Origin of the sequence: Pseudomonas sp. WSY_20, assembly GCF_043104335.1 — a bacterium.
Lineage (GTDB): Bacteria > Pseudomonadota > Gammaproteobacteria > Pseudomonadales > Pseudomonadaceae > Aquipseudomonas > Aquipseudomonas parafulva_B.
In genome coordinates this window covers 1-20694 of sequence record NZ_JBICKP010000041.1, presented here as the reverse complement: position 1 = coordinate 20694, position 20694 = coordinate 1, and the positions used below count along the sequence as shown (strand labels likewise).

Here is a 20694-nt window from a genome sequence, read left to right as displayed (position 1 = left end):
TGTACACCCTCCGGCTTCCAAGAAGCGGGGCACCATTTAGTTTAGGTAGACCATGGCCACCAACGTATCTAGCGAAACGCTTACCAAGCTCTGCGAGATCCTTGTTGAAGAGCGCAAAGCCTCACCTCGTGGTGAGGGGCTGACGAGATTTGAGCGTGAGGTTCTGAAGGAGGGTGTAGCCAAGAACTTGGACATTGGCGACTACCTTATTACAACTGAGACGCGAGCCTTAGCAATCATCGAATACATTTTCGAAGACTTGCTCATGCCTTTTGGAATTGCTCAGCAGTCTGTTGGCCGCCGCCCGGTCGATCCTGAAGACGATATCACCCTCACTCAAGCCCTCACTGCATTCGACGCAACGGCCCTGATCATTGGTTTGGAGCGACTCGGCCTTCAAGTAGACCCCTCTCGGCTCGTTCGAGAACTGACAAAGGCACTTGAGGGCAGAGAGGTGCTCACAAGCAATGAGCTTGAAATAGTCCTTTATGATCACTACGCCGGCCGCCGCCGCACTGTGCTGAATGCAGCTCAAGGGCCGATACACCCTATGTGGACCGAGACGACCCACCAAGACGAAGCAGGATACCGTTTCACCATGAAATGGGACGGTGACGTCGTAGTCTGGCTTGAAGTCCTGGGCCCAAGGTATCGGAAGCCAGAGCCTCAGGAGCACACGGTATGCGAGTACTGCGGTCATTCGTACTACACGAACAACTCGCAGGAGACTCGCATCCATAGTGAGGTGCACAGTCGTAAGAAGCAGATGATTGATCCCCAGCCAGATGAGCAATTTGCAGAGCGATTGACCAACCTCGGTCGGGCTGGGGAACTCGTTGATCAGGACTCCCCCTTCTGGATGCACGGTGCAGTCTGCGATCGAGCTTTTGAGTTCAAGCGCGAGTTCAAGTACGACTTTGTACAGTGGGATGGTTCCTCGACTAGGCGTGCAGGGGAGGATTGGCAGGGATGGCTCTTTGCTGCATACGACATGGGTACGATTGCGGGTGCATGCGGATTCATGCGCCGCGACGGCGCCGTTGAGGGGCCTGAGTGGTCCTTGCAATGGATATGGGTAGCACCAAAATACAGGCGCGCCGGCCTTCTCGAGGCAAGGTGGCCATCGTTCCTGCAAGCCTATGGTGACTTCGACATAGAGCGGCCGCTTTCGCCAGCAATGCAGGCCTTCGTCCGAAAGCACGGTACCCAATCGCAAAAAGCCGCTCTGCCTCCTGAGTAAGCTCATCATGCGCCGCGCCGCCTTTGTGTAGTCGAACGGACATTTTGCGCCGCAAATTGTCCGTCCTCCTGAGTAGCAAGCCCGCCTAAGGCGGGATAGGCCGTGCGTCCGCAGTCCCTAAACAGCGCGACCCAATTCTGTACGCCCACTTTGGGATGACACACGCCCTGAAGCCGGTATCCTCCGGGTCTCTTTTAAGACCGCAGCGAGGGTTACTTGTCGCGTTAGAACGTAACAGCCGGCCTAGCGCACGTGGCGTACCCTGAAGGCATCCCATTTCTCATCCCGTTAGGGAAGTTCGACGCCGTCCTGGCTCTGGATGATGCAGAGCAGCGTGTGTGCTATCGAAGACGGACACGCTCATAGGGCCGTAATTCAGACCCATCACTGCTGTGAAGTCATTATGATATTGTCGTGGACAGCCTGAGAGCTTTTACTGCAGGGTAGGAACCTCTTGAAATCCGAAGATCGGCAGTTAGGTTCAGAGATAACGCTTAATTCTCACCTGATTCGGCACACTGCTTTTGGGTAATGCGTAGCTTCAGGCTTTCGGAGCTGCAGGTGCCGTTTCTATACACCAACACTGACAAGGAACCGTTGGATGCTCCTAGTTTTGCTCGCGTGCCTCAACGCTGTCTGTTTGCTAGCAGGCCTTCTTTTTAACGCTGAGCTCCTAAACGTCGCCGGCGCGGACATACCGCTGAAGAAACTGCAGGATCTCGAAATATACAGCCAGATCCTGGCGTCAGTAACCGTCTGCCTGACTGGTTGGCGAGTGTGCATCTGGGCTCATCACCGCTGGGGCGGAGAAAAGTACCTCTGGCACAGCGTGGGAGCAATGACATTGGTGGCCGCTCCTGCAACATGGTGGGTTCAGGGTGAGGCGCCAGATCTCATCGCTGAGAAATTCCCTCACACCCTTCGGGTATCCAGCCTCTACGCCTATGTCACTAAAAAGGGACTGCTCTACGATTCCATTCAAATCCCAGGGCTTCCCTATCAGGATTACCGGGAGCACGGCGAGGGCAAGGCATTCATTGCAAACCTCGGGATTTTGATGAGTGCGCAGGGGACCTATGTAGAGAAGATCGACGGGAATTTCCCAGCATTTGCTGAGGCCGTTTTCAAAGGTTACACGCGCCGCAACGGCGATGCGCTCTACGAGCGCCTCCAAGCTGAAGTGGTACCAACCACTCTGGATGTCATCCGCGCGTATGCTCAGCTAGAAGCACTCCGTGCTACTGGCATAGGCAATAGTGAGTGGAAACCCATCCGGCTGCCCAAGCCTGGCGAAGACCTCGGGTTTGAGCCAACAGTTGCTGAATACGCCCAGGCGATCAAGCCAGGCCTGCGTAGTCGGCCGCAGGTCGCTCAGTCTCCTGAGGTCCTGTACATGGCGAGTCAAGCGCTAGGGCCAATTTACGTGAAGGGGATGAATGTGCTTGCCAGTCGCGAGCAATTCGAGAAGTACCTTCCGCAGATCGCCCGCAACATGGCCACCGATGTTGCACACACCGACATCCGCGGTGAGCAAGGATTGAATGTGCTCAAAAACATGTGGTTCGTCCCCTGGTCGCTGTTGAGCGGACTCTTTCTGGGAGCACTCAACCTGGTTGGCCTGATCCTGTCCGCCTGCGAGCGGCGAGGACTGATTCGAGGCCGCCAGTGGCTGCTGCGTACCGTCTCCATCGCTGCAATCGTGGTTATCCCCCTAATGGCCGGCAATGCCCTGGTGCAATCTGAAGGGTACAAGAAGGCCTTCCGCAGCATCGATCGCGGCCCCACTTTGGTTGCGGGTGTTTTTCATTGGGCAATGACTGCTGAAGCAATGCTCTACAACCTCACCAAGCCACTGCTTAAAGCAGAGTGACTGTTCGTAAAAAGGAGTTTCAACGTGCGTAAGAAGTTTGTCGCCACTTGCTTGGCTATCGCCATCGCTAGCACGACCGGGTGCGCTCAACTGGGAATCAACAAACAGCAGGCCGGTACGATCATCGGCGGCCTGGCTGGCGCTGTCGCTGGGGCGGCAATGGGTAAGGGCACCGGCAAGATTGTGGCAATCATCATTGCCGGCAGCCTCGGCAGCTACCTTGGTAACCGTATCGGCGCCAGTCTCGATGAAAAGGACCAGCAAGCCTTGGCGCTGCGTACCCAGGAAATCCTCAACCAACCTGTAGCCCCCAACCGACCCACCACCTGGGCGTCGGACCATTCTGGGGCGACTGCTGAAATTGTGCAGGGCAAGGAGTTCACCCAGACCAAAGTCGTCGAGGTCAAGCGCGCCCCTACGGTTCAGGCCGTACCCTCGATGCGATTGATCAACGAGCCTTACGTGACCAAGTCGAGCGTGAATGTACGATCCGCCCCGAATTTGAAGGCTGGAAAGGTCGGCGGACTTGCTCCGAGCACAGAGTTCACCGCGGTAGGCTCCACGGGTGATTGGGTTTTGGTTGGTCGGAAAGGTGTCACTGTCGGATACGTGCACAAGTCCTACGTACAGCCGAAAGAGCAGGCCGTAGCTCAGCGGGCGGCACCAGCTGCCCACCTGGACGATATGGACGTGAAAGCGAGCAAAGAGACCCAGGCATTCGACCTGGACTCTATCCAGACTCTGCAGACCCAGCAGATCGCGGCAGAAACATCCTGCCGTCCGGTGACTGTGAGCCTAAAGTCCGCAAGTGGCCAGCCTGAGCAGCAGCAGAGCACCTTCTGCAAGCAGAACAACGGCACTTGGGAACTGATCTAAGGACAGCGATGAAATATAGCGCTCTCGCGCTGGCTGTGGTTGGAGCATTCGGTCTTGTGCCGGATGCCCTATCTCACGAGTTGGCATTTTCGAAGAAAGACCAGGTCATGGTTGAGGTCCCTGGTACCGCGGATACCTGGTGTAAACCGGACATTGAACTAACCATCTCGAGGGCCTCGTGGGACAACCAACAAACTCTTGAGCGTTTGGTTTCTGTGCTACCGGTCGTCCTCGGGAAAGATTGCCCGGCGGCTAAAGTAACGTGGAAAGCCGTCGACGCATCTGGCAAGCCATATGCGAGCGGTTTTGGTAACGCTGCGAACCTGGGTATCGTTTCCTTGGCGCAACCCCAACTACGCCAAGATGGCCCTACCACAGCTCTCTCCTCGGCCGCCTCAACAGTGGTACCTGAAGCCGCAGCTGGAACTCAAACAACGGCTGGCACTAAAGCGTCGACTGAAGGGGTGAATTCCCCAAAGGCGGAGGCAACAACACAGAGTGTTGCAACAGAGCCGGTACCGGCCCGGGCACAAGATGAGCTGGCAACTGTGACAGGGGACACAATCCCCGCGGCGGTTGTCGATGCTGTGGCTATCGACGGCTACCGGTCGGTTGTGCTCAGTAACACCCAGCTCGCACAAGTCGAGGACGGGGAAGAACGGGCTCAGGAAGCACGACGCCAGATGGAGCGCATGGCAAACCTGCACACTCGGGTGCTAGCGCGTTACGAGCAGCTCAAGGCCAGCCTGAAGGAGACCAGCGGGCACGAGAGTGAGGCGCTGGCACAGCTTGCAGGGATCAGGGCTCGATTTAGCTCCCCGTTGGCCATGATGGACCCGGGCAGTTCAATGAGAGCCAGCCCGATGATGGTTCACGTGACTGGCCATGAAGGTGATTACTATCAAATCGACTTCCCAGGCCCAGGCCGCTTGAAGTCCGATCGGAAGCTCGGGAATGGATGGTACGTCCTGCAGGCAGCGAACCTGACCCCGGTCGCTCCACTCGTGGGTGCTAAAGCCGTCCCGACATTCAAGATCTACTCGGCCGAGGAGCCGGAGCCTTGTAAGCAGGCGAGCTGCGCGGAGCGCGTTTCATTTGGCGCGGTGCTAGGCCGGGAGTTTCCCGATGCTGGAATCGATTTCAGATGGACCCCTAATGTATCCCAGCAGCACCTGAACGCCTGGAAGAACGCTTCCGCACAAATCCAATAAGGCATCACGATGACCATCTTGAAAAACAGAAAGGCCCAGCTGATTTGCGCTCTCTCCATGGTGGTGCTGGGCGGAGCTTCAATAGCCGGCATGATGAACACTGGCGGGAAGAAGGCCCTCGCTTACTACGAGGACTTCAAGCAACGGTTCTACCTCCAGGACGTCCTCGCTGAAGGTGACATCTCCTACAGCATTTTCTCTGGGAACCTGACCGTCGAGAACCCTGAGATTCGCCTAATTGCTGCCCGAACCAATGGAGCTGAGCAGTTCCTGCGTGGGCTGTACGGACTATTCGGTGCCTCCCTGGATGGGACCACAGAAGGTGGCCTGGCTGATTGGGCAAAATACCAGGTTGGATCAACAGTCGGCCGCGGCACTGCTGGCGCTTACATCCATGCTGATGAGTTGAAGCTCAGCCACAGTGGGGATAGTAAAAGCGGCAAGATTCGTATCCAGCTGTTGGGTGTGGACCAGAGCAACCAGTACCTGTCGCGCCTAGGGTCAGAAATGGTCTTGGTCTCCGATGTACCTGATGAGGTTCAGCCTGGTGATGAGGTGGGGCCGCATGGGGAAGTTGTGAAGCCCAAGTACTCGTGGGGTGCCAACATGGCAGTTCGATCATCGGTGACGGGTTCATTTCTGATTGCAGCCTCGGGGGAGTTCGGAACCAAGGTCGACTTGGATCTAACATTCACGCGCTCCGACGACGGAGAAGGGACCATGAGTTTTGTGGTCATTCACCGTATCGATGGGAACGAGGTGGGCCGGATCGTTCGCGAAGCTCGGTTCGCTGCCCTGCCTGAGCTGGATGCCGTCCAGGAAACGCTCAAAACAGGTCTGACCGCCTTCATCGTCGGCGCCTACGACAAAATCGCTAGCCAAGCCATCCTGACTGACGCTGCCGGCAGTTTCGCTCGTAAGGCCAAGGTTGAGAGCTATGCACTGACCTATAAGGGATTCGATTCGCTCAAGGTGCCTTACAGCCAGGCTGGCAATTCGGGCGGTGCGTTCTGTGATTCTGCAGGCCTCGCAACTTGGCAGAGCGATTTCGGTAGCAAGGGTAAGACGCACAGCGATTCGGAGTGTGGAATCGCGTTGGCCTTAGCGAAGAGCGGCTCGTTTGAGGAAACCTACACGTTCCGTCCTGAAAAGACCTTGTTTGCATCGCTTTTTGTCACCCCTGGATTTGACCTCCAGACCAATTAATCTGGCACCTGCGGCCCGGTATACTTGGGTTGCAGAAGGGTCACGTCGCGCATTTTTTCACGAGATTCATGGGCAGCACTAAAACAGAGGAATGTAATGGAATCGTTGGTTGTTGGTGCATGGGGCGTCGTGATACTTGTGGCGTGTGGGTCGGTGGTCTGGATGACAATGGTTACGGTTGACGTAGTCTTTGGCATCATGAGCCGAAGGAGCCTTCGCACAGACCTAATCAACGCTCTCAAGAAAGGCAGTCCTAGCTGGAGCCAAGTTTGTACCATGGCTGACACACGCCACGTAAACATGTCGTGCACTGAGTTTCTCATCAAGACGCTTATCCGGGATGTGGTAGCCAACAGGTTGACTGGCCTTGATGACAAGGTATCGGTTCTTGAGGCCCTTCAGGAGGAACACCAGAAACAGTTGCCCTTTGAGGGCCTACCTACACAAACCAGGTTCATGATGGATCGTTTGAGACTTCACCTAGCCCCCAATGGATCAGACCTTTATCCTTTGGCTAACCATGTCAGAGACCTTCTGAAGCACCAAGAACCAGCAAATCGACGGCAGCGTTTTTACACGTTTGGTGGCTTCATTGTAGGCATCGCTGGCATTGCATTCGGGGCATTCACATTCATCTTTCCTCCTGCAGCGGCACCTGCAAGTGCCGCGTGTCCAGCCCCGCCCGCAGTTTCCGTTCCTAAGGATGAACCAAAGCAGCACCCGTAATTGGACGGTTAGGCCGGGGCACCTTGCCCCGCACCCTTTGTCGACCTGAACAAACGCCAGCCCCTTTTTTGTCACCTCGAACATAGAACCTGCCATGGAACAGGCTCATGATCGGGAAAACACAAAAAGACCTGACCGATTGATCAAGGATTCCCAAAGATGAAAGTCGTCATTGCCCCCGATTCCTTCAAAGAAAGCCTTTCAGCTGAGGCAGTTGCTGCGGCCCTTGCGGAAGGGGTACGAAAGGCCTTACCCAACGCTGAGATTGTGACCGTTCCAATGGCTGATGGCGGGGAGGGTACTGTCGCAGCTGTTCTCGCCGCAGCCGGAGGCGAACTGCGATCCACCCAGGTCAACGGGCCACTTGGTACGGAGGTCACTGCTAGCTGGGGTTGGCTTGCAAATACGCGCACCGCAGTGATCGAGATGGCTGAAGCTAGCGGCCTCCACCTGGGGCCTGTCGGCCAGCGCGACGCAACGCGGACCTCCACCTATGGCACTGGCCAACTCGTTCAAGCGGCACTTCAGGCTGGGGTTCACCGGATAATCATGGGTTTTGGAGGAAGTGCTACCAACGATGGTGGGGTAGGGATGCTTCAGGCTCTTGGGGCCAAGTTCTTGTGCGATGCCGGTACCGAGTTGCAGCCTGGCGGTTTGCCCCTTCAGCAGCTGGCCCGCATCGATCTGTCAGGTATGGACCCACGTCTGCAGGGCATCCGATTCGAAGTGGCATGTGACGTTGACAACCCGCTCACCGGCGAGAGAGGCGCCTCGCATGTCTTCGGCCCACAGAAGGGTGCAACGTCTTCCCAGGTCCGAGAACTGGATTCGGCGCTGGGCGTTTATGCCGACATCGCTGCCAACTTACTGGGCAAGGACGTGCGCAATTCACCAGGAGCCGGCGCTGCGGGTAGAATAGGATTCGCAGCGAAAGCATTTCTTGACGCAAGCTTTCGCCCGGGTGTGCAACTAATCGCCGAGCTGTCCGGCCTGGCTGACGGGGTGAAGGGGGCCGACCTCGTAATCACCGGGGAAGGTAAATTGGATCAGCAAACCTACTACGGCAAAACCACTGCAGGTGTTGCAGCTGTTGCAAAAGCGGCGGGAGTACCGACGATCGCTATTGCCGGTACCCTTGGTGAGGGCTACCAGCTCCTGCGCGAGATTGGCATCTGCGCGGCGTTCTCTATCACCGCCGGGCCTATGACGCTCGAGCACGCCTGTAGCCACGCCGCGGAGCTGCTTCGTGATCGAGCGTTTGATGTGATGAATGTTTGGGCTCTCGGCGATGCGAACTCATAAGGAATCGACGAGCTAACTGCTCAGGTTTAGTCCACCTTGCTCTCGTGCCTTAGTGCGCGACTAGCAAGCGCGGTACCGAAGGCATAGGCCAAATGCTGGTCTAGAAGACCCCTTTTTGCCCGGCGCCTTTATTCCCCACGCGGGCAGCTTCAGCCCGCTCGTGATTTCCCTGCCGCATTCTGGCTTCCCTCTGACGGCCGGCTGGTTAAACTGGCCAGCAGACTGTCATTGCTTGAATGGGCAAGGACGTATGCAGCTGCCCGGCGGCCCCCGTCGGCATATCAATGGAATAGGCGACCAACTTTGACTCAATCCCTCAAGCCAGGTGAGAACACAAGGCTCAGCGTAGCTAACGGACTTGTGCAGGTAACCCATGCGGCTGGCGCAAATCTCGATGTGAACCTGACCGCTTTCTTGTTGACAGATGCTGGGCGCGTCGAGGATGACAGTGGCATGGTGTTCTTCAATGCCCCAGTGCACGCCTCTGGCTCAGCAACATTCACTCCACCGAGCAATCAGGCAGGCGTGGTACGGCACAGCATCAGTTTCGACCTGAGTCGACTCCCGGCCGGCATCAACAAGATCGCGATCACCCTGACGCAGGACGGCAGCGGCGGTGGTTTTGCACAGGTCAAGGACCTCAGTGCCCAGGTAGTAGTGGGCGACCAGGTGCTGGCGCTAACGCCTGATGCCTTCCAGGGTGAGACGGGCATCACTGTGCTTGAACTCTATGTGCGAAATGGTCAGGCGAAGGCCCGGGCTGTGTGGCAAGGATTCGCCTCGGGCCTGGCCGGCCTCTGCAACATGTATGGGGTGGAGGTCAGCGATGAACCTGCACTGGTCGAGCCAGTAGCTGCACAGTCCAAGCCGGTGAACATCACCAAGTCGGTCATCACCTTGGACAAGCCTGGAGCTGCCCACAAGGTCTCGCTGGAGAAGGGCGCTGCAGCGCCAAAGACGATCAAGGTAAGCGCTACCTGGGTGGACAATGGAGATGGTCGGGATAATGACGACCTTGATCTCCGTGTCGGCATACTTCGTCCTGACGGACGCATGTCAATCATCCAGGCCCCTGACAAGCGGGGGACGTTCGATTCTGACCCCTACGTTTTCCATACGGGCGATGTGGTAAGCGCGAGTTCTTCTGCCCCTGGGATAGAGAGCGTTGAGATCAATCCGGCTATCTCGCATCGCATGGGTGGGAGGGTGGCACTTGTTTGCAGCGTGTACTCTGCAGTCGACAACGGTGCTGTCTCGGTAGCCTCGCTGAAGCCCAAAATGCGCATGGAGTACGGCGATCAGATAGTGGAGTGCGCGTTCGAATTCAAGAGCGGATTCTTCAGCAGCATGGTGTACACCTATGTTCTTGGCATCATTGAGATCGATGGTGATGCCATCACGATAAGCCCGAGCGGCGTCACCTCAAGGTCGGGATCCGAAGCCACACCCTGGATGACCCGTAAGGGTGAAAAGGTCGAGTTAACCATGGATGGTCCACACGTATTCAAGGGCCGGCCGATCGAGCGAAGCGGCAGGAAACAGTACATTTGAGTTGGGGCCGGCACGCGTCTTTATCAGGAGTGTGCCAGCCACATCGTTCACTTGGGGGCGGCAAGCTGGCGGTTGACGACTGGGCAATCCAGGCTTAACCGCGGTCGCGCATGCCGATGCGCTTCACCGAATGCGCACGCTCCTGGTCATGCGCGTGATAATAGGTGTTCTGGGTCGTACTAAGGTTGCTGTGCCGCAGGTCTTCCTGCAGGTCCTTAGGATTGCGCAGCGGAGCGTCAAACGTGGCGGAGGTGTGACGCAGCCAGTGCGCAGAGGCACAGCGCAGACTCTCCATCTCATGGTGAGCGCGGCCTTCGCTGCGCATCTTGTCTACGGCTTTATCAAAAACAGCTTGGAGGAGGGCGCGGATTTGCCGATCAGACAAGCCTGCTCGACCCTTGAGTGTTTTGATCAGCGGCGTACTTTCCCCTGGATGAGGTAATTGGGAGAGTCCCAGGAATCGGCGGTAACGTTTTAGATAGCGCTCTTCGTAGATATCCCGCACGGCGATCTTGGCCGCCTTGTTGCCTTTACCCACCGCGAAGTACCACCAGTTGCCTTATTCGTTCATGCCGTTCCGGCTCGGTGTTCGCCATCTCCTCAACGGTGTCCAGGACAAAGTCCCATTGCAGGGGCGTGAGTGCCCGCGAAGACGCAACTTCAAGTTCTTGCGTAGAAAAGCGGTTGCCTTTCTTGAGGAGGCGAAACGGATTCGTTTGGGCGAAGCCGTCTTCAATGAGAAATTCATAGAACCGGCTGCAGACGGTAAACACTTGGTTTAACGTGCCATTCGCCGCTTGATAGTGCTGGGCACTGGGCAATTCTGTGGCCGTCGCCTTGCGAGACTTCATGTTGAAAGGATGCCATTTCGGATTAGGGATCCAGCCATCACGAGTACCCATCGCTCCGTATGACTGCGGTACGAGTTGAACGTCTGCGCGTTGTCGGAAAACGCGCGCAGGAATGCACGCACCGCAGCGTAGCCACGCTCAGGCTGCAAAGCCGCTTCACACTCATCCAAAAAGGAAGCGACGCAGGCGAGTGAGGAGCCCTGCAAACTGAAGTCTTGCTCGATGAATTTATCGTAGGTTTAGAACAAGGGAGTGGGTGCGCGCGCCATGGAATACCAGCCAGAGTTTCAAGACAATAGACTTCCACTTATGACAGTAATCGGAAGTACGAAGCTTTTAGGTGAATTTAGCCTCCTTATATCGATGGTAGCGACATGCTCCCTGAGGCGCAAGACTGACTGACGGACACCTAAAATGCAAAGGCTCGGCAATGCGTTATTGTTCAATTATGAGAAATTCCCGGAATTTTCTATGGCTATGTTTGCAGCGCCAGTGTGTCAGTCGGGGGTTTCTCATCAATAGGCAACATCCAGCCGGGAATTTCTCATAATTGCCGCAAAGAGCAAGCCTAACTATTACGGGCTTTCCGTAAGGGCACGCTAGACTCAAAGCGTTTTTCTCGCTTTAGCGAAATATTCGAGCGGGAATTTCTCCTTTTTAATGCAAGCCTATTTTCGGGAGTCATAGGCTCTGCCGAGGACCTGAATGACCCATGCACCCCGTTTGCAGGCTAACAATTCACCCGTTTTTTCTCATGTATTCGCAGTCGTCCTCTCGCCAAGGGAGCAATCATCAGCAATATCAATGGGTTAGGGGCGAAGCGAAGCGATTCTCATAATTTAGCGACGGGATCACTGGTTTCCGGGGGCTGGTGTGACCATCAGAGAAAAAGTGGAAATCCTCAAGCTGTTGATTTTAAATGCTTTTCCACCGATTAACTGTTAATGAGTGGAAAATTTTTCTTTGAATCGTGGGAAATTCCACTCATTAACGGTTATTGATGCCTCGGTCTTCACCACTTGCGCCTAGGCTCTGTACGAAAAGAGATGTCGCAAACACCGCATGGAACAAGCCAGTGAGACCATGGCGGCATAGCTTTTCGCGAGCTTGTCGAAGCGTGTCACGATGCGGCGGTTCCCTTTCAGCCAGCCAAACATCCGCTCGATGATGTTGCGCTGTCGGTATTTGGGCCGATCAAACAGTCTGGGTAAGCCAGGCTTGGGTTTGCGCTTCATCGGGCGCATCGGGGTGACGTGCTGCACTCGATATTGGTCGCAGTAGCGGCGTAGCGCTTCGGCGTCGTAGTCCTTGTCAGCAAGCAACCATTTGCAGCGTTTACGCGGGCGGCCAGGTTGGCTTGATGGAATGGACGTCGTCCAACAATGGCTGGGCATAGCTGATGTCACTGGCTTGACCGCCAGAAAGGAGGAAGCGCAACGGTGTCCCGATTGCATCGCAAAGCATGTGGATTTTGGTTGCCAGGCCACCGCGACTGCGACCTAGAGTGTGATCGGCAGGCTCGTCAGGCCCCCTTTTTTCCGAGCGCCAGATGAGGCTCGGGTTGCGCGTACGGCGGTTGAGTCGATCATCCAGGTTTGCAGATCGATCAAGCCTTGCTCATTCAATCTCAGGTGCAAGCGTTTGAACATCTGATCGAACGTCTTCTGATTTCGCCAGCCGCGAAACCGTTGATACACCCTTGACCATGGGCCAAAGCGCTCCGGCATATCTCGCCACGCAGCACCCGAGCAGAGCACCCATAGCAGGCCATCGAGCATCAGACGATCGCTCAGGTGCGGTCGCCCTCGACCATGAATTTCGATGAAGAGATCGGAGACCACATCCCTGGCCTCGTCCGAGAGCTCGTAACGCTTTGCCATCACAGAATTCCTTTCCGTCGATGGCGGGTAACTCTACAAAATCTCAGCGTTCAAGAGGCGGTGATTGGGTCGGGATTTCGCACAGAGCCTAGTGTTGGGATGTCGGAAACTGACATTTTTTTATTGTGCTGTCTAAGAATGCTTAATGCAAACCTTTCTAAATGAATGGGCTTTAAGTTGCGATCTAGCAGTAACCGTAGATAGTAAAGTGGTAATCGCTGTAAAGATTCGCTCAAGTCCAAGTCCTCAATCGATGGAATTGGTTTTCGTTTTAGGTTTTTGATTGGGGTTGCTGTAATCCCACAGTATGAAAACCAGTGGAAAGTTAATGAGTTGGCTGATATAGAGGGGTTGCGGGTTATCGAGAAGTCGCTGCGCAGACAAAGTTTTATTTTGTATGCTAAGTCGTGAATGGTTTCGCGTCGTGTGATGCCGGCAGCTATTATTATTCCCAGGTACACATCACTGCAAATTATTATTTGCGGGGTGAATGTGGCCATTTTGAATTGGTCGTAGACCGGGAAGCCTAGGTCTAAACAATTGATTCGAATATGTGTAAGCCTAACATTTGTCATGATGAAACCCTCGAAGAAAACTCTGGTAAGCAACACAATTCAGTATTTCGGAATAACTGTACAATCTTGTTGTGACGGCTGGATTAACCTCGCTCATTACCAATCTACTCAAGCTACCGATTGATTCGGGTGTAATAGGATAGTGGTAGCCGAAGCCGGTAATTCGGGCGGCAATAGGAGCGATTGATATTCGCGAAGCGTCTGAAGTGATAGCGTGAAACATAATAATTGCACACGCGCGCTCCAGCGCGTTGCTAATCACCGCACCGGTTTGAAAGCTGGACTGCCAACTGAAAGGCTGCCATTGGCTATTACGGGGTCTCGGGGCACTCATATAAAAAGACGCGATGCCTCCGGAGTCGGACTGTGCATGAAGGAATAACTCAAGTAGAAACCTGAAAGCACTGAATCGCTTCTGGGCGGCAGCGGGACATTCAAAATGCATTGTTTCAATCAAGTCTTCATATGTTTTGATAGCGGCGCAAGCAATCATCTGAAGTACATTTTCTGGTAAGGTAGTGCGCAGCGAGCTGGGCTTCAGTACTAGGAAATTCATTAAGTCGCTGTTTCTGGGCGGGAAAGAATCCAGCAATTTATTATGTGATTTACAAAAGGGCTGAGCTACTTGACGCCAGGCTTTCTTAAACCTCAAAGCGTGATGTTCCTTCAACGATGACGCCAAGCACTGCATGCAAACAAAATCAGAAACGGTGTGAGGAATTATCCAGCAGTCATGAGGCTTAACCCTGTCGTAAACAGCCGCAGAGCCTGATTGATTGTAAGTGTGATCGAAATCGGGATCGCCTTCGAGTGTGAAATCTTTGATTTCATCGTCGAAGGTGTGAACCAACGGGGCCTTAAAGACATCCCTCATTACCAATGAAGAAAAAGATTCATCGTCACATAGCGATTTCATAGAAGATCCTGGCATTGTCTTCAATCAATTCCTTTAGTTTTTTTGTGGCAAAAACTATTGTCATATCTGACTGATGATTTAGCATTAGATTTATAACGAGCTGCCGCAAGTGGCGGATCAAGTTTCCAGTGTTGCCATGGGAATGTTGATAGAGCTGGCTCTGGAATTCTTGCAGTTCCATTTTCAGACTATATTTCGTCAGTGCTAGATCGGAAAGTTGATTGAGGTAAAGGTCGAATGAGGGGCCTAGTGACCACTCATCTATATAGATTGATCTGTAGTTCGGGACGCCAGATAACCAAGTAGGTGTAAGGCGACCTGGATTTCCGAAAATTATCGATGTTTTCGGCATTGCATTTGCCACGTTAGTCCACTGGGCTAAATGCTTGGATATATCTTTTTTTTCAATAACTCCATTAAGAAAATCATCTAAAATAATAACCTCAGGTTCAGCCATAGCCAAAAGCTTGGTGATGTAATGAGGCAAATCGTATGATGAGCCGAGTCGCGCACTGTCGGCCGGTCTGAAGCCATAATGGTGGAGCAGCATTTGATACGGTGAGTAGAAGGCAAGATCTTGACGTTGCAATAGTACAACACCTGTGCTCGTTAATTCGAGTTGGTGAGCTGTTCGAGACATTACCGTCGAAATTCCGCTTCCAGAATTGCCGCACACTAAAACAGGCATGCGTTGGCGGCGCTTACTCTGAGACTTATGATGCAACTGGATTTCGTCTATGCACTGCATTACCTGCGGGGTTAAAAGGTGCACGTCGTCATGGATGGACTGCGTCAGCAAGCTGATTTCATTCATAAGCTTCCCCGAGCTCAGTGGGATTTCATTAGCGAGACTCCATAGTGTGGAGCAAGCCGGTGCACATGTTCTATGATTTCTGCGCTAATTTGTTCTTCTCCAGTACGTATTGCTTCCGCAGCCGCAACCTGAATAATTTTCGCAACATTGTCCATAATTCCTGAGGATGTTTTTAGTATCATTCGCGCAATTACCTCATCCCATATTCGTGATTGATTTTTTAGCGGTAAAGTGCGTTCATAAGCAAGAAGGAAGGACCGGAAGTTTTCGTCGAGTTCCCATTTTGCTAGAGGCCACTGTAGATAACGCCTTTCCAGTTGGGCGTCGAGTCGGAGTGCTTCGCTGGCTTTTTCTGTACCAGACGCAATCACGCTCAGATTGAATTGCTCTCCAGAAAGATTTTTAAGTAGCGATAAATTTGCGCGTTGCTGAAAAGGGGTCAGCGTGAGCGCGTCATGAATTTCGTCAATAACGATGCCTTTGATATTGTTATGAGCTACTGTGCGTGCGAACTCCTTCGAGGCATTAAAGCCACTAAATTTTTTGGTTAGGGGAATCCCGAACGCCTCAAGCAGGAGCTCGCGAAAGTTGTAATTTTCTGGCGTCTGCCGCATACTCATGAAAACAAGTTTATTGGTTTGCTCAACGTTTCTTTCCTTGATTTTCCTGATCAGGCTGGTTTTGCCATATCCGCCTTCACCCCATATTAGCATGCAGGGTGCTTGCACTTTGTTTTTTGACTGAAGCATGTAGTCTATTGATTTAAGAATCGAGTCTGCGATTGGGTAGTCGAGAAATACATCTTCTAAACAGATCGCCATTCGCTGCTCAGGTTCAAGTAGCAGCAAAGGTTTGCGCGACTCCCTTACATGTGCATCTGAATAACTGTTGCTAGCTTGATTTGCGAATGTTTCAGTCATATCGAATTCCCTGTTGATTGAATCTATGAGCACGCGATGGGTCGCTAACAACAAAGACAATCTAAAGTTAGAAGCCGCACGTGTATTTTTCACTGATCGAGTTGATCAGTCTGTCAAGTCGTAAAGCGTTGGCGGCAATGAGAAGTTTACGTTGCGCTGAGCAGAGTCTTGCGGATTTTCGATCGAGTCAGGAAAATGAGATTTAGGCAAACCGGATTTTATTGCGCGGTTGTGCTGACGCCTAGCTTCATCTGCATTGTTCATCGCGCTGGCAGCCCGAGTGCGCTTCCGGCTAATTTTAACAAGGTCATTATTTTTCAAGACCTGACGAAGAGCATCCGGATCAGTGATTGTGCCAGGCGGAGCAGACTTGTTAAATTTACGGTTGCATCGATAGCTTTCATAGTTTATGAAATCATGCTCGCCGGTTATTTTGGGTACTTGGACATAGTTATCGCCGACTTTAGCCCAAATCTGTTCTAGGTTGTAGGGATCGAACTTGATAGTGATTTTCCCCCGACCTTGAACTTTGTTGATACCCTGCGAATGGTATCTATTGCCATTAACATGGATGCCGCTATTATGCACCGGCCTCTGTAGCTCCGGCATAAAGTCGATAAAAAACTGCTGAGGGTTAGTAATCAGCTGTGGAGTTGCTCCTTTAGAGTTGAAATACCCATTCCAGGCGTCTTTAGGTGATTTCTTTAACGCTGAGTGCACCGTTCCATGATAGATCATTACCTGGCCAGCGAACCACGTGACAAACTCGCTGAAGGTCAGCGACGATAGTTTTTCGCTGTTATAATCGCCGCGATGTTGAGGATTAGAATATGTTGTACCAGGGAGGAAATGTACTGCAGTAGTCATGAACGTACCGATCAAGCGTTCGATGTGTCCTCCCATATGCTTTTTATACGGCTTCCTGTACTCTGGTTTAACGTTGTACTTGCTCATGGCTGCACGCAATGTCAGACATCTGAATTCTTTGGCGTTGTCCATGAGAACTATTTGGGGGAGCCCGTAATAAGGATACTCCACATAATCCAGATCGCTAACAAAGTAACCCATCTTTTTCGGAAGCGCGGCCATCCCTAAACTTTGCTGTACCGAAATTAGGGACGGAGGAAACATTGAGATGTAGTAGCCGAGAATAACACGGCTATATATGTCAATGATTAGCGTTACCCACGGGCGGCCGACAATTATGCTTCTGTCGTGCTCAGCACGCAAAAGTAGGTCCACCATTGTGTGATCTGTTTGAGCGATACTTAGTGGGGCACTTGCTTCAACGACTCCAGGCCTTGGCTCATATTTTTGGCGTGCTGCATCTTGTCCATTTTTTTTGAGCTCTCTTTCTTTTGGATCGTGCATCTTGATTAATCGGGTAACGGTCCCAAGACTTGGGCATTGCAGCCCTTCCTTGAAGCACTGCGCCTGAACCTGTCTCCAAACTGCTGAATAACTTGCTGCTGGCCCGTTGTAGTATTTATCAAAGCATTCGTCCACGATGCTGGATATATGCTTGCTGATTCGGGTAGAGCCAATTTTCGGTCCAGCGGTTTGGCGTACTATGCTAGATGGACCAAAGTCTTCGCTGTAGTTTTTGTTGAGTTTGTAAAATTGGCTTTTCTTTATACCGAGCAACTCGCCGCTTTGTTTAACGTTTAATTCGCCTCTCCTATACTTCATGATCACTTCTGCTCGCTCAGCAGCTTGCACTAAGGACTGTGCTGAAGCAGGATCTGTCGGGTCTAGTCGGAAGATCTCGGATTGTTTAGAGGATTTCGGAATCGCTCTGATATCACCTACATTCACTGTATATAACAAACCCGACTCGTGCTCTCTCACCTTCAGGTTTTCAGAGCCGATGAGTTCGGTAATAACAGCAATCACGCCGTTTACGATTACGTACTCACCAATTTCCAGAATCTGGTCCATTGCTCAATTCTCTTATCTCTCCACCTGGCAAGCTCCGCAGATCCGCATTGGGTCACGAACAGCGGTACACTGAAGCCGATGTGTACCATTCTAGGGGGGCAGGAATTGAGCAGTCACGAGGCAAAAAATCTGAATTTACGAACAAATAAAACGATAGAAATCAATGGTATATAAGATTTTTTATGCCGCGCATTGAGAATCGGTGCGAACCGTAGGGTCCCGATTTAGGAGTACGATGTGGCACGACCACGTAAGCAGCCCGTTGATTACCTGAGGGTGAAAGCGATGGCCATGACCATTGCAGACGAGGCGAGGATTGCTCGCACTGGCTACGCAATGGCGAGGTGGTTTGAGCAAATCCATGGTATGGAATCAGGGACTCTAGATCCAAAACCATGGAGATTGTTTTTGAGAGGGCATCAGCCTCAACACAGCACATTCAACCAATTACTGCTTGTATGCCCTCAAGCATCTGATGTGTATCACCATCCACTGTGGAAACTTCTAAAGGAAGACTGCGACTACCCGACACGAATTGATGTGCTCAATCGCTACGGAGCGGCATCTCGGTCGAGTGGCTATTACTCGCTTAAGGAACTGCAAAAACATAAAAGCTTCGATAGGCTAGCGATAATTATTGCTAGCACTTGTACTGCGATTGACTTACAAGGTGGGCAAGTTTATCAGGATTTTTTAGATGTGTTTGCTCAACTACTGATTGAGCGAAAGTGGACTATCCTGCAGGAGGAGTTCTCAAGCGTGGTGTTCGGCGCTGTAGGGGGAGCAGGGGGTGTTTTTTTTGATTCCGCATGCTATGAAGTGCGTGGGGTAATCAAATTTTGGGAGGCTGTTTATGAAGGGTATTACAGTCCCGGTGGGAGAGATTATTCAGATGTATGGCTAACGTGGCGTTGCGTCATTAGAGAAATGAACTGGCTAGAGCGAATAAATCTGGCAAAGTATTTAAGGGCGAGAGCGGAGGAAGGGAGCGCCGAGAATGTCGATGGGGAGAAACAGCTAAAACGTATACAGAGAAAGGTGTACAGATGTTGCCCGCGAACCATTACAGTTTAATGGATGCGCGCAGTGCCTCTAACGCTTGCTTTTGAGATGTGCGTAAAGCTTCGTTATTGGATTGACATATGGCCAGTTCGGTTTTTAAATGCTGTATAGTTAAGCACAGCTTGTTGACTATCAGTCGGGCCTCTCCCAGTGATTCTATACTTTCAACGATTGCAGAAGGCTCGTCTAATGAAAGGCTGGCAGTTGCTAATGAGCCATCAGTACCTGCAGGTAGAATATTTGAATAATTGGCAGATTCATTTTGCTCGCTAAGTGTTCGCACCATCCGTAAGATGGTCGTCTTAGATCCTTGATTTCCCAGTTCGGCTCTAATGGAATTGAGGGTTGGTTTCATCCCTTTGGTCTTTAAACGCTGAATTGCTCGTGCGACATCCATTTCGGTTATTTTGCTTTTCATCACTTGAAGCTCCGAAGCCTGCGACCCAAAATATTATGCCCAAACGTCTTTTTTAAGTCAATGCCAGAAGATTTAATAAAGCTTCGTTACTTTATGAAGACGCAGTGCTTGTCAGTTACTCTAGCTAGTCACAAATGCAAGTGCGGTTCGCTATAGTATTTCTTGATCAAAGCTTGCTCACATATTGATGTTAATGCAGGTGCTTTTTTTTGACTTCTTGTGGCGTCTTGCAGGGATCGCCCGAATTACTCATTTAAATGCTACGCATAATGCAACTTGTGCTGGCATTACACAGTTAGCACTCGGGATGTCTCATTAGAATATTTGCTTGGGCAGTACGCGAGATAGGATGTTTATGTCCAAAATGCTATTGGTAAACCCCGAACTTTACGCGCTGTAGATATGTTTCGATCAAGCGGTATGCATAGGGATTATGTATCACATCAAGTGGCACATCGCCGCCTAGGAAGCGGCACGGTAATCTCATCCATCGTTCAGCGAGTTCGCGCGTACCAAAAACATTAAGGGATAACTCAAAAATCTTGGCGTACATAAAGGCCACAGCACTCTGCTGGGAATTCAGACGTACTGGGAGACGTCCTGCGCGGAGCTTGGCAGAAGTAGGCTTGCCTAATATTCTGCCCAATGTTGAGCCGCACGAGCGTGGTGTAACGTCCAACAACATCTGTTGAACATCCAACAATGTGAATCCGGCGTTAATATGGTGATAAATCAGCACGGGGCTAAGTTCACCAATATTGGCATGGATCAAATATTCCGTTGCCCTGCGTGTGCCACTTTCACGAATCGGAACCATTGAATGTACTCCATTGGCATTCCACCAGCGTTTTGCGCTGTCGCTCAAGGGTACATCTTACACGTGGCCCTGAGGGTTGCCACCTGTTGACTATTGCCAACGTATGAAGACCGAGTCTGACGTTGCCGATACGCGTGATCGCCGGCGGATCGATCAGCATTTTGAGCGTCGTCTGCCGCCTGACGCTTTGCCACGTTACTTGAGGACCGCAACTGGCTAGTGCATAGCTCCAACGCAGATGGCAAAATGACGTCACCACCTACCTTGCTCTGCACAAAAAGCTGGAATTCATCTCGGGGGAGGCCGGGCGGTTATTAAAGTAATTTCGGCGTTCTCGAAAAAACTCGTGCGGCGTCGCGGTGTGTCGCTAGAAGCCCTGGAGGCCAAAATCGCTGAAAGCCTCAAAGAACGGCAGAGCTAGTTGAGGGTGACCGGGGGCAGAGCACACCTGGGCCGAAGACTGAGCTTGTGAGCGCCCGATCGGTGGAAATGCTGGCGGATACGAAAAAGCCCGCTTTTAG

The 20694-nt window shown here is 52.3% G+C and carries 16 protein-coding genes and 1 pseudogene; 8 read left to right on the top strand and 9 right to left on the bottom strand.

Annotated features, from left to right (window positions below; all coding sequences use genetic code 11):
• Positions 1–52: 52 nt before the first annotated feature.
• The 7 genes from ACF8E5_RS10840 (at position 53) to ACF8E5_RS10810 (ending at position 9982) form a co-directional block, all read left to right on the top strand.
• Positions 53–1240 carry a GNAT family N-acetyltransferase gene (locus ACF8E5_RS10840; RefSeq protein ID WP_197844479.1) on the top strand — a complete coding sequence of 396 codons (1188 nt, stop codon included), beginning with the start codon at positions 53–55 and terminating at the stop codon, positions 1238–1240.
• Positions 1241–1841: 601 nt separating this feature from the next.
• Positions 1842–3110 (top strand): hypothetical protein, encoded by a 1269-nt coding sequence (locus ACF8E5_RS10835; RefSeq protein ID WP_196185884.1) that lies wholly within the window; start codon positions 1842–1844, stop codon positions 3108–3110.
• A 24-nt stretch (positions 3111–3134) separates the two neighbouring features.
• Positions 3135–3986: an SH3 domain-containing protein gene (locus ACF8E5_RS10830; protein WP_196185885.1), complete on the top strand. Its 852-nt coding sequence runs from the start codon at positions 3135–3137 to the stop codon at positions 3984–3986.
• Between the two features lie 8 nt (positions 3987–3994).
• Entirely contained in the window at positions 3995–5197 is a 1203-nt protein-coding gene (locus ACF8E5_RS10825) for a hypothetical protein (protein ID WP_196185886.1), read from the top strand.
• A 9-nt stretch (positions 5198–5206) separates the two neighbouring features.
• Positions 5207–6403 carry a hypothetical protein gene (locus ACF8E5_RS10820; protein ID WP_196185887.1) on the top strand — a complete coding sequence of 399 codons (1197 nt, stop codon included), beginning with the start codon at positions 5207–5209 and terminating at the stop codon, positions 6401–6403.
• Between the two features lie 885 nt (positions 6404–7288).
• Complete coding sequence (locus ACF8E5_RS10815; protein WP_196185888.1) at positions 7289–8431, top strand: glycerate kinase; 1143 nt, start codon at positions 7289–7291, stop codon at positions 8429–8431.
• Positions 8432–8734: 303 nt separating this feature from the next.
• Positions 8735–9982 carry a TerD family protein gene (locus ACF8E5_RS10810; protein ID WP_196185889.1) on the top strand — a complete coding sequence of 416 codons (1248 nt, stop codon included), beginning with the start codon at positions 8735–8737 and terminating at the stop codon, positions 9980–9982.
• A 94-nt stretch (positions 9983–10076) separates the two neighbouring features.
• On the opposite strand, the gene ACF8E5_RS10805 is transcribed toward ACF8E5_RS10810, so the two are convergent.
• The 7 genes and pseudogenes from ACF8E5_RS10805 to ACF8E5_RS10775 all read right to left on the bottom strand — a co-directional run bounded on the left by ACF8E5_RS10805 (position 10077) and on the right by ACF8E5_RS10775 (position 17876).
• Entirely contained in the window at positions 10077–10520 is a 444-nt protein-coding gene (locus ACF8E5_RS10805) for a hypothetical protein (RefSeq protein ID WP_392475261.1), read from the bottom strand.
• Positions 10513–10833 (bottom strand): hypothetical protein, encoded by a 321-nt coding sequence (locus ACF8E5_RS10800; RefSeq protein ID WP_392475260.1) that lies wholly within the window; start codon positions 10831–10833, stop codon positions 10513–10515. The genes ACF8E5_RS10805 and ACF8E5_RS10800 overlap by 8 nt, the downstream gene beginning before the upstream one ends.
• Positions 10834–11858: 1025 nt before the next feature.
• A pseudogene (locus tag ACF8E5_RS10795) lies at positions 11859–12713 on the bottom strand (IS5 family transposase).
• A 561-nt stretch (positions 12714–13274) separates the two neighbouring features.
• Positions 13275–14204: a hypothetical protein gene (locus tag ACF8E5_RS10790; RefSeq protein WP_392475259.1), complete on the bottom strand. Its 930-nt coding sequence runs from the start codon at positions 14202–14204 to the stop codon at positions 13275–13277.
• Positions 14188–15018, bottom strand: coding sequence for a hypothetical protein (locus ACF8E5_RS10785; RefSeq protein ID WP_392475258.1), 831 nt, complete (start codon positions 15016–15018; stop codon positions 14188–14190). The genes ACF8E5_RS10790 and ACF8E5_RS10785 overlap by 17 nt, the downstream gene beginning before the upstream one ends.
• Positions 15019–15032: 14 nt before the next feature.
• Positions 15033–15938 carry a TniB family NTP-binding protein gene (locus ACF8E5_RS10780; RefSeq protein ID WP_392475256.1) on the bottom strand — a complete coding sequence of 302 codons (906 nt, stop codon included), beginning with the start codon at positions 15936–15938 and terminating at the stop codon, positions 15033–15035.
• Between the two features lie 105 nt (positions 15939–16043).
• Positions 16044–17876, bottom strand: coding sequence for a Mu transposase C-terminal domain-containing protein (locus ACF8E5_RS10775; protein ID WP_392475255.1), 1833 nt, complete (start codon positions 17874–17876; stop codon positions 16044–16046).
• A 285-nt stretch (positions 17877–18161) separates the two neighbouring features.
• Between ACF8E5_RS10775 and ACF8E5_RS10770 the strand changes: the two genes are divergently transcribed.
• Positions 18162–18950 carry a hypothetical protein gene (locus tag ACF8E5_RS10770; RefSeq protein ID WP_392475254.1) on the top strand — a complete coding sequence of 263 codons (789 nt, stop codon included), beginning with the start codon at positions 18162–18164 and terminating at the stop codon, positions 18948–18950.
• Here ACF8E5_RS10770 and ACF8E5_RS10765 read toward each other — a convergent pair.
• Both ACF8E5_RS10765 and ACF8E5_RS10760 read right to left on the bottom strand, forming a co-directional pair.
• On the bottom strand, positions 18940–19356 hold the full coding sequence (locus ACF8E5_RS10765; protein WP_392475253.1) for a DNA-binding protein: 417 nt from the start codon (positions 19354–19356) through the stop codon (positions 18940–18942). The genes ACF8E5_RS10770 and ACF8E5_RS10765 overlap by 11 nt on opposite strands.
• A 367-nt stretch (positions 19357–19723) precedes the next feature.
• Positions 19724–20173 (bottom strand): antitoxin Xre/MbcA/ParS toxin-binding domain-containing protein, encoded by a 450-nt coding sequence (locus tag ACF8E5_RS10760; RefSeq protein ID WP_392475252.1) that lies wholly within the window; start codon positions 20171–20173, stop codon positions 19724–19726.
• Positions 20174–20694 lie beyond the last annotated feature (521 nt).

Coding starts and splice junctions, on each gene's coding strand:
- ACF8E5_RS10840 (WP_197844479.1), top strand. CDS start 53: ATGGCCACCAACGTATCTAGCGAAACGCTTACCAAGCTCTGCGAGATC.
- ACF8E5_RS10770 (WP_392475254.1), top strand. CDS start 18,162: ATGGCCATGACCATTGCAGACGAGGCGAGGATTGCTCGCACTGGCTAC.
- ACF8E5_RS10780 (WP_392475256.1), bottom strand. CDS start 15,938: ATGACTGAAACATTCGCAAATCAAGCTAGCAACAGTTATTCAGATGCA.
- ACF8E5_RS10790 (WP_392475259.1), bottom strand. CDS start 14,204: ATGAAATCGCTATGTGACGATGAATCTTTTTCTTCATTGGTAATGAGG.
- ACF8E5_RS10765 (WP_392475253.1), bottom strand. CDS start 19,356: ATGAAAAGCAAAATAACCGAAATGGATGTCGCACGAGCAATTCAGCGT.
- ACF8E5_RS10800 (WP_392475260.1), bottom strand. CDS start 10,833: ATGAAGTCTCGCAAGGCGACGGCCACAGAATTGCCCAGTGCCCAGCAC.
- ACF8E5_RS10815 (WP_196185888.1), top strand. CDS start 7,289: ATGAAAGTCGTCATTGCCCCCGATTCCTTCAAAGAAAGCCTTTCAGCT.
- ACF8E5_RS10825 (WP_196185886.1), top strand. CDS start 3,995: ATGAAATATAGCGCTCTCGCGCTGGCTGTGGTTGGAGCATTCGGTCTT.
- ACF8E5_RS10785 (WP_392475258.1), bottom strand. CDS start 15,018: ATGAATGAAATCAGCTTGCTGACGCAGTCCATCCATGACGACGTGCAC.
- ACF8E5_RS10820 (WP_196185887.1), top strand. CDS start 5,207: ATGACCATCTTGAAAAACAGAAAGGCCCAGCTGATTTGCGCTCTCTCC.
- ACF8E5_RS10835 (WP_196185884.1), top strand. CDS start 1,842: ATGCTCCTAGTTTTGCTCGCGTGCCTCAACGCTGTCTGTTTGCTAGCA.
- ACF8E5_RS10760 (WP_392475252.1), bottom strand. CDS start 20,173: ATGGTTCCGATTCGTGAAAGTGGCACACGCAGGGCAACGGAATATTTG.
- ACF8E5_RS10775 (WP_392475255.1), bottom strand. CDS start 17,876: ATGGACCAGATTCTGGAAATTGGTGAGTACGTAATCGTAAACGGCGTG.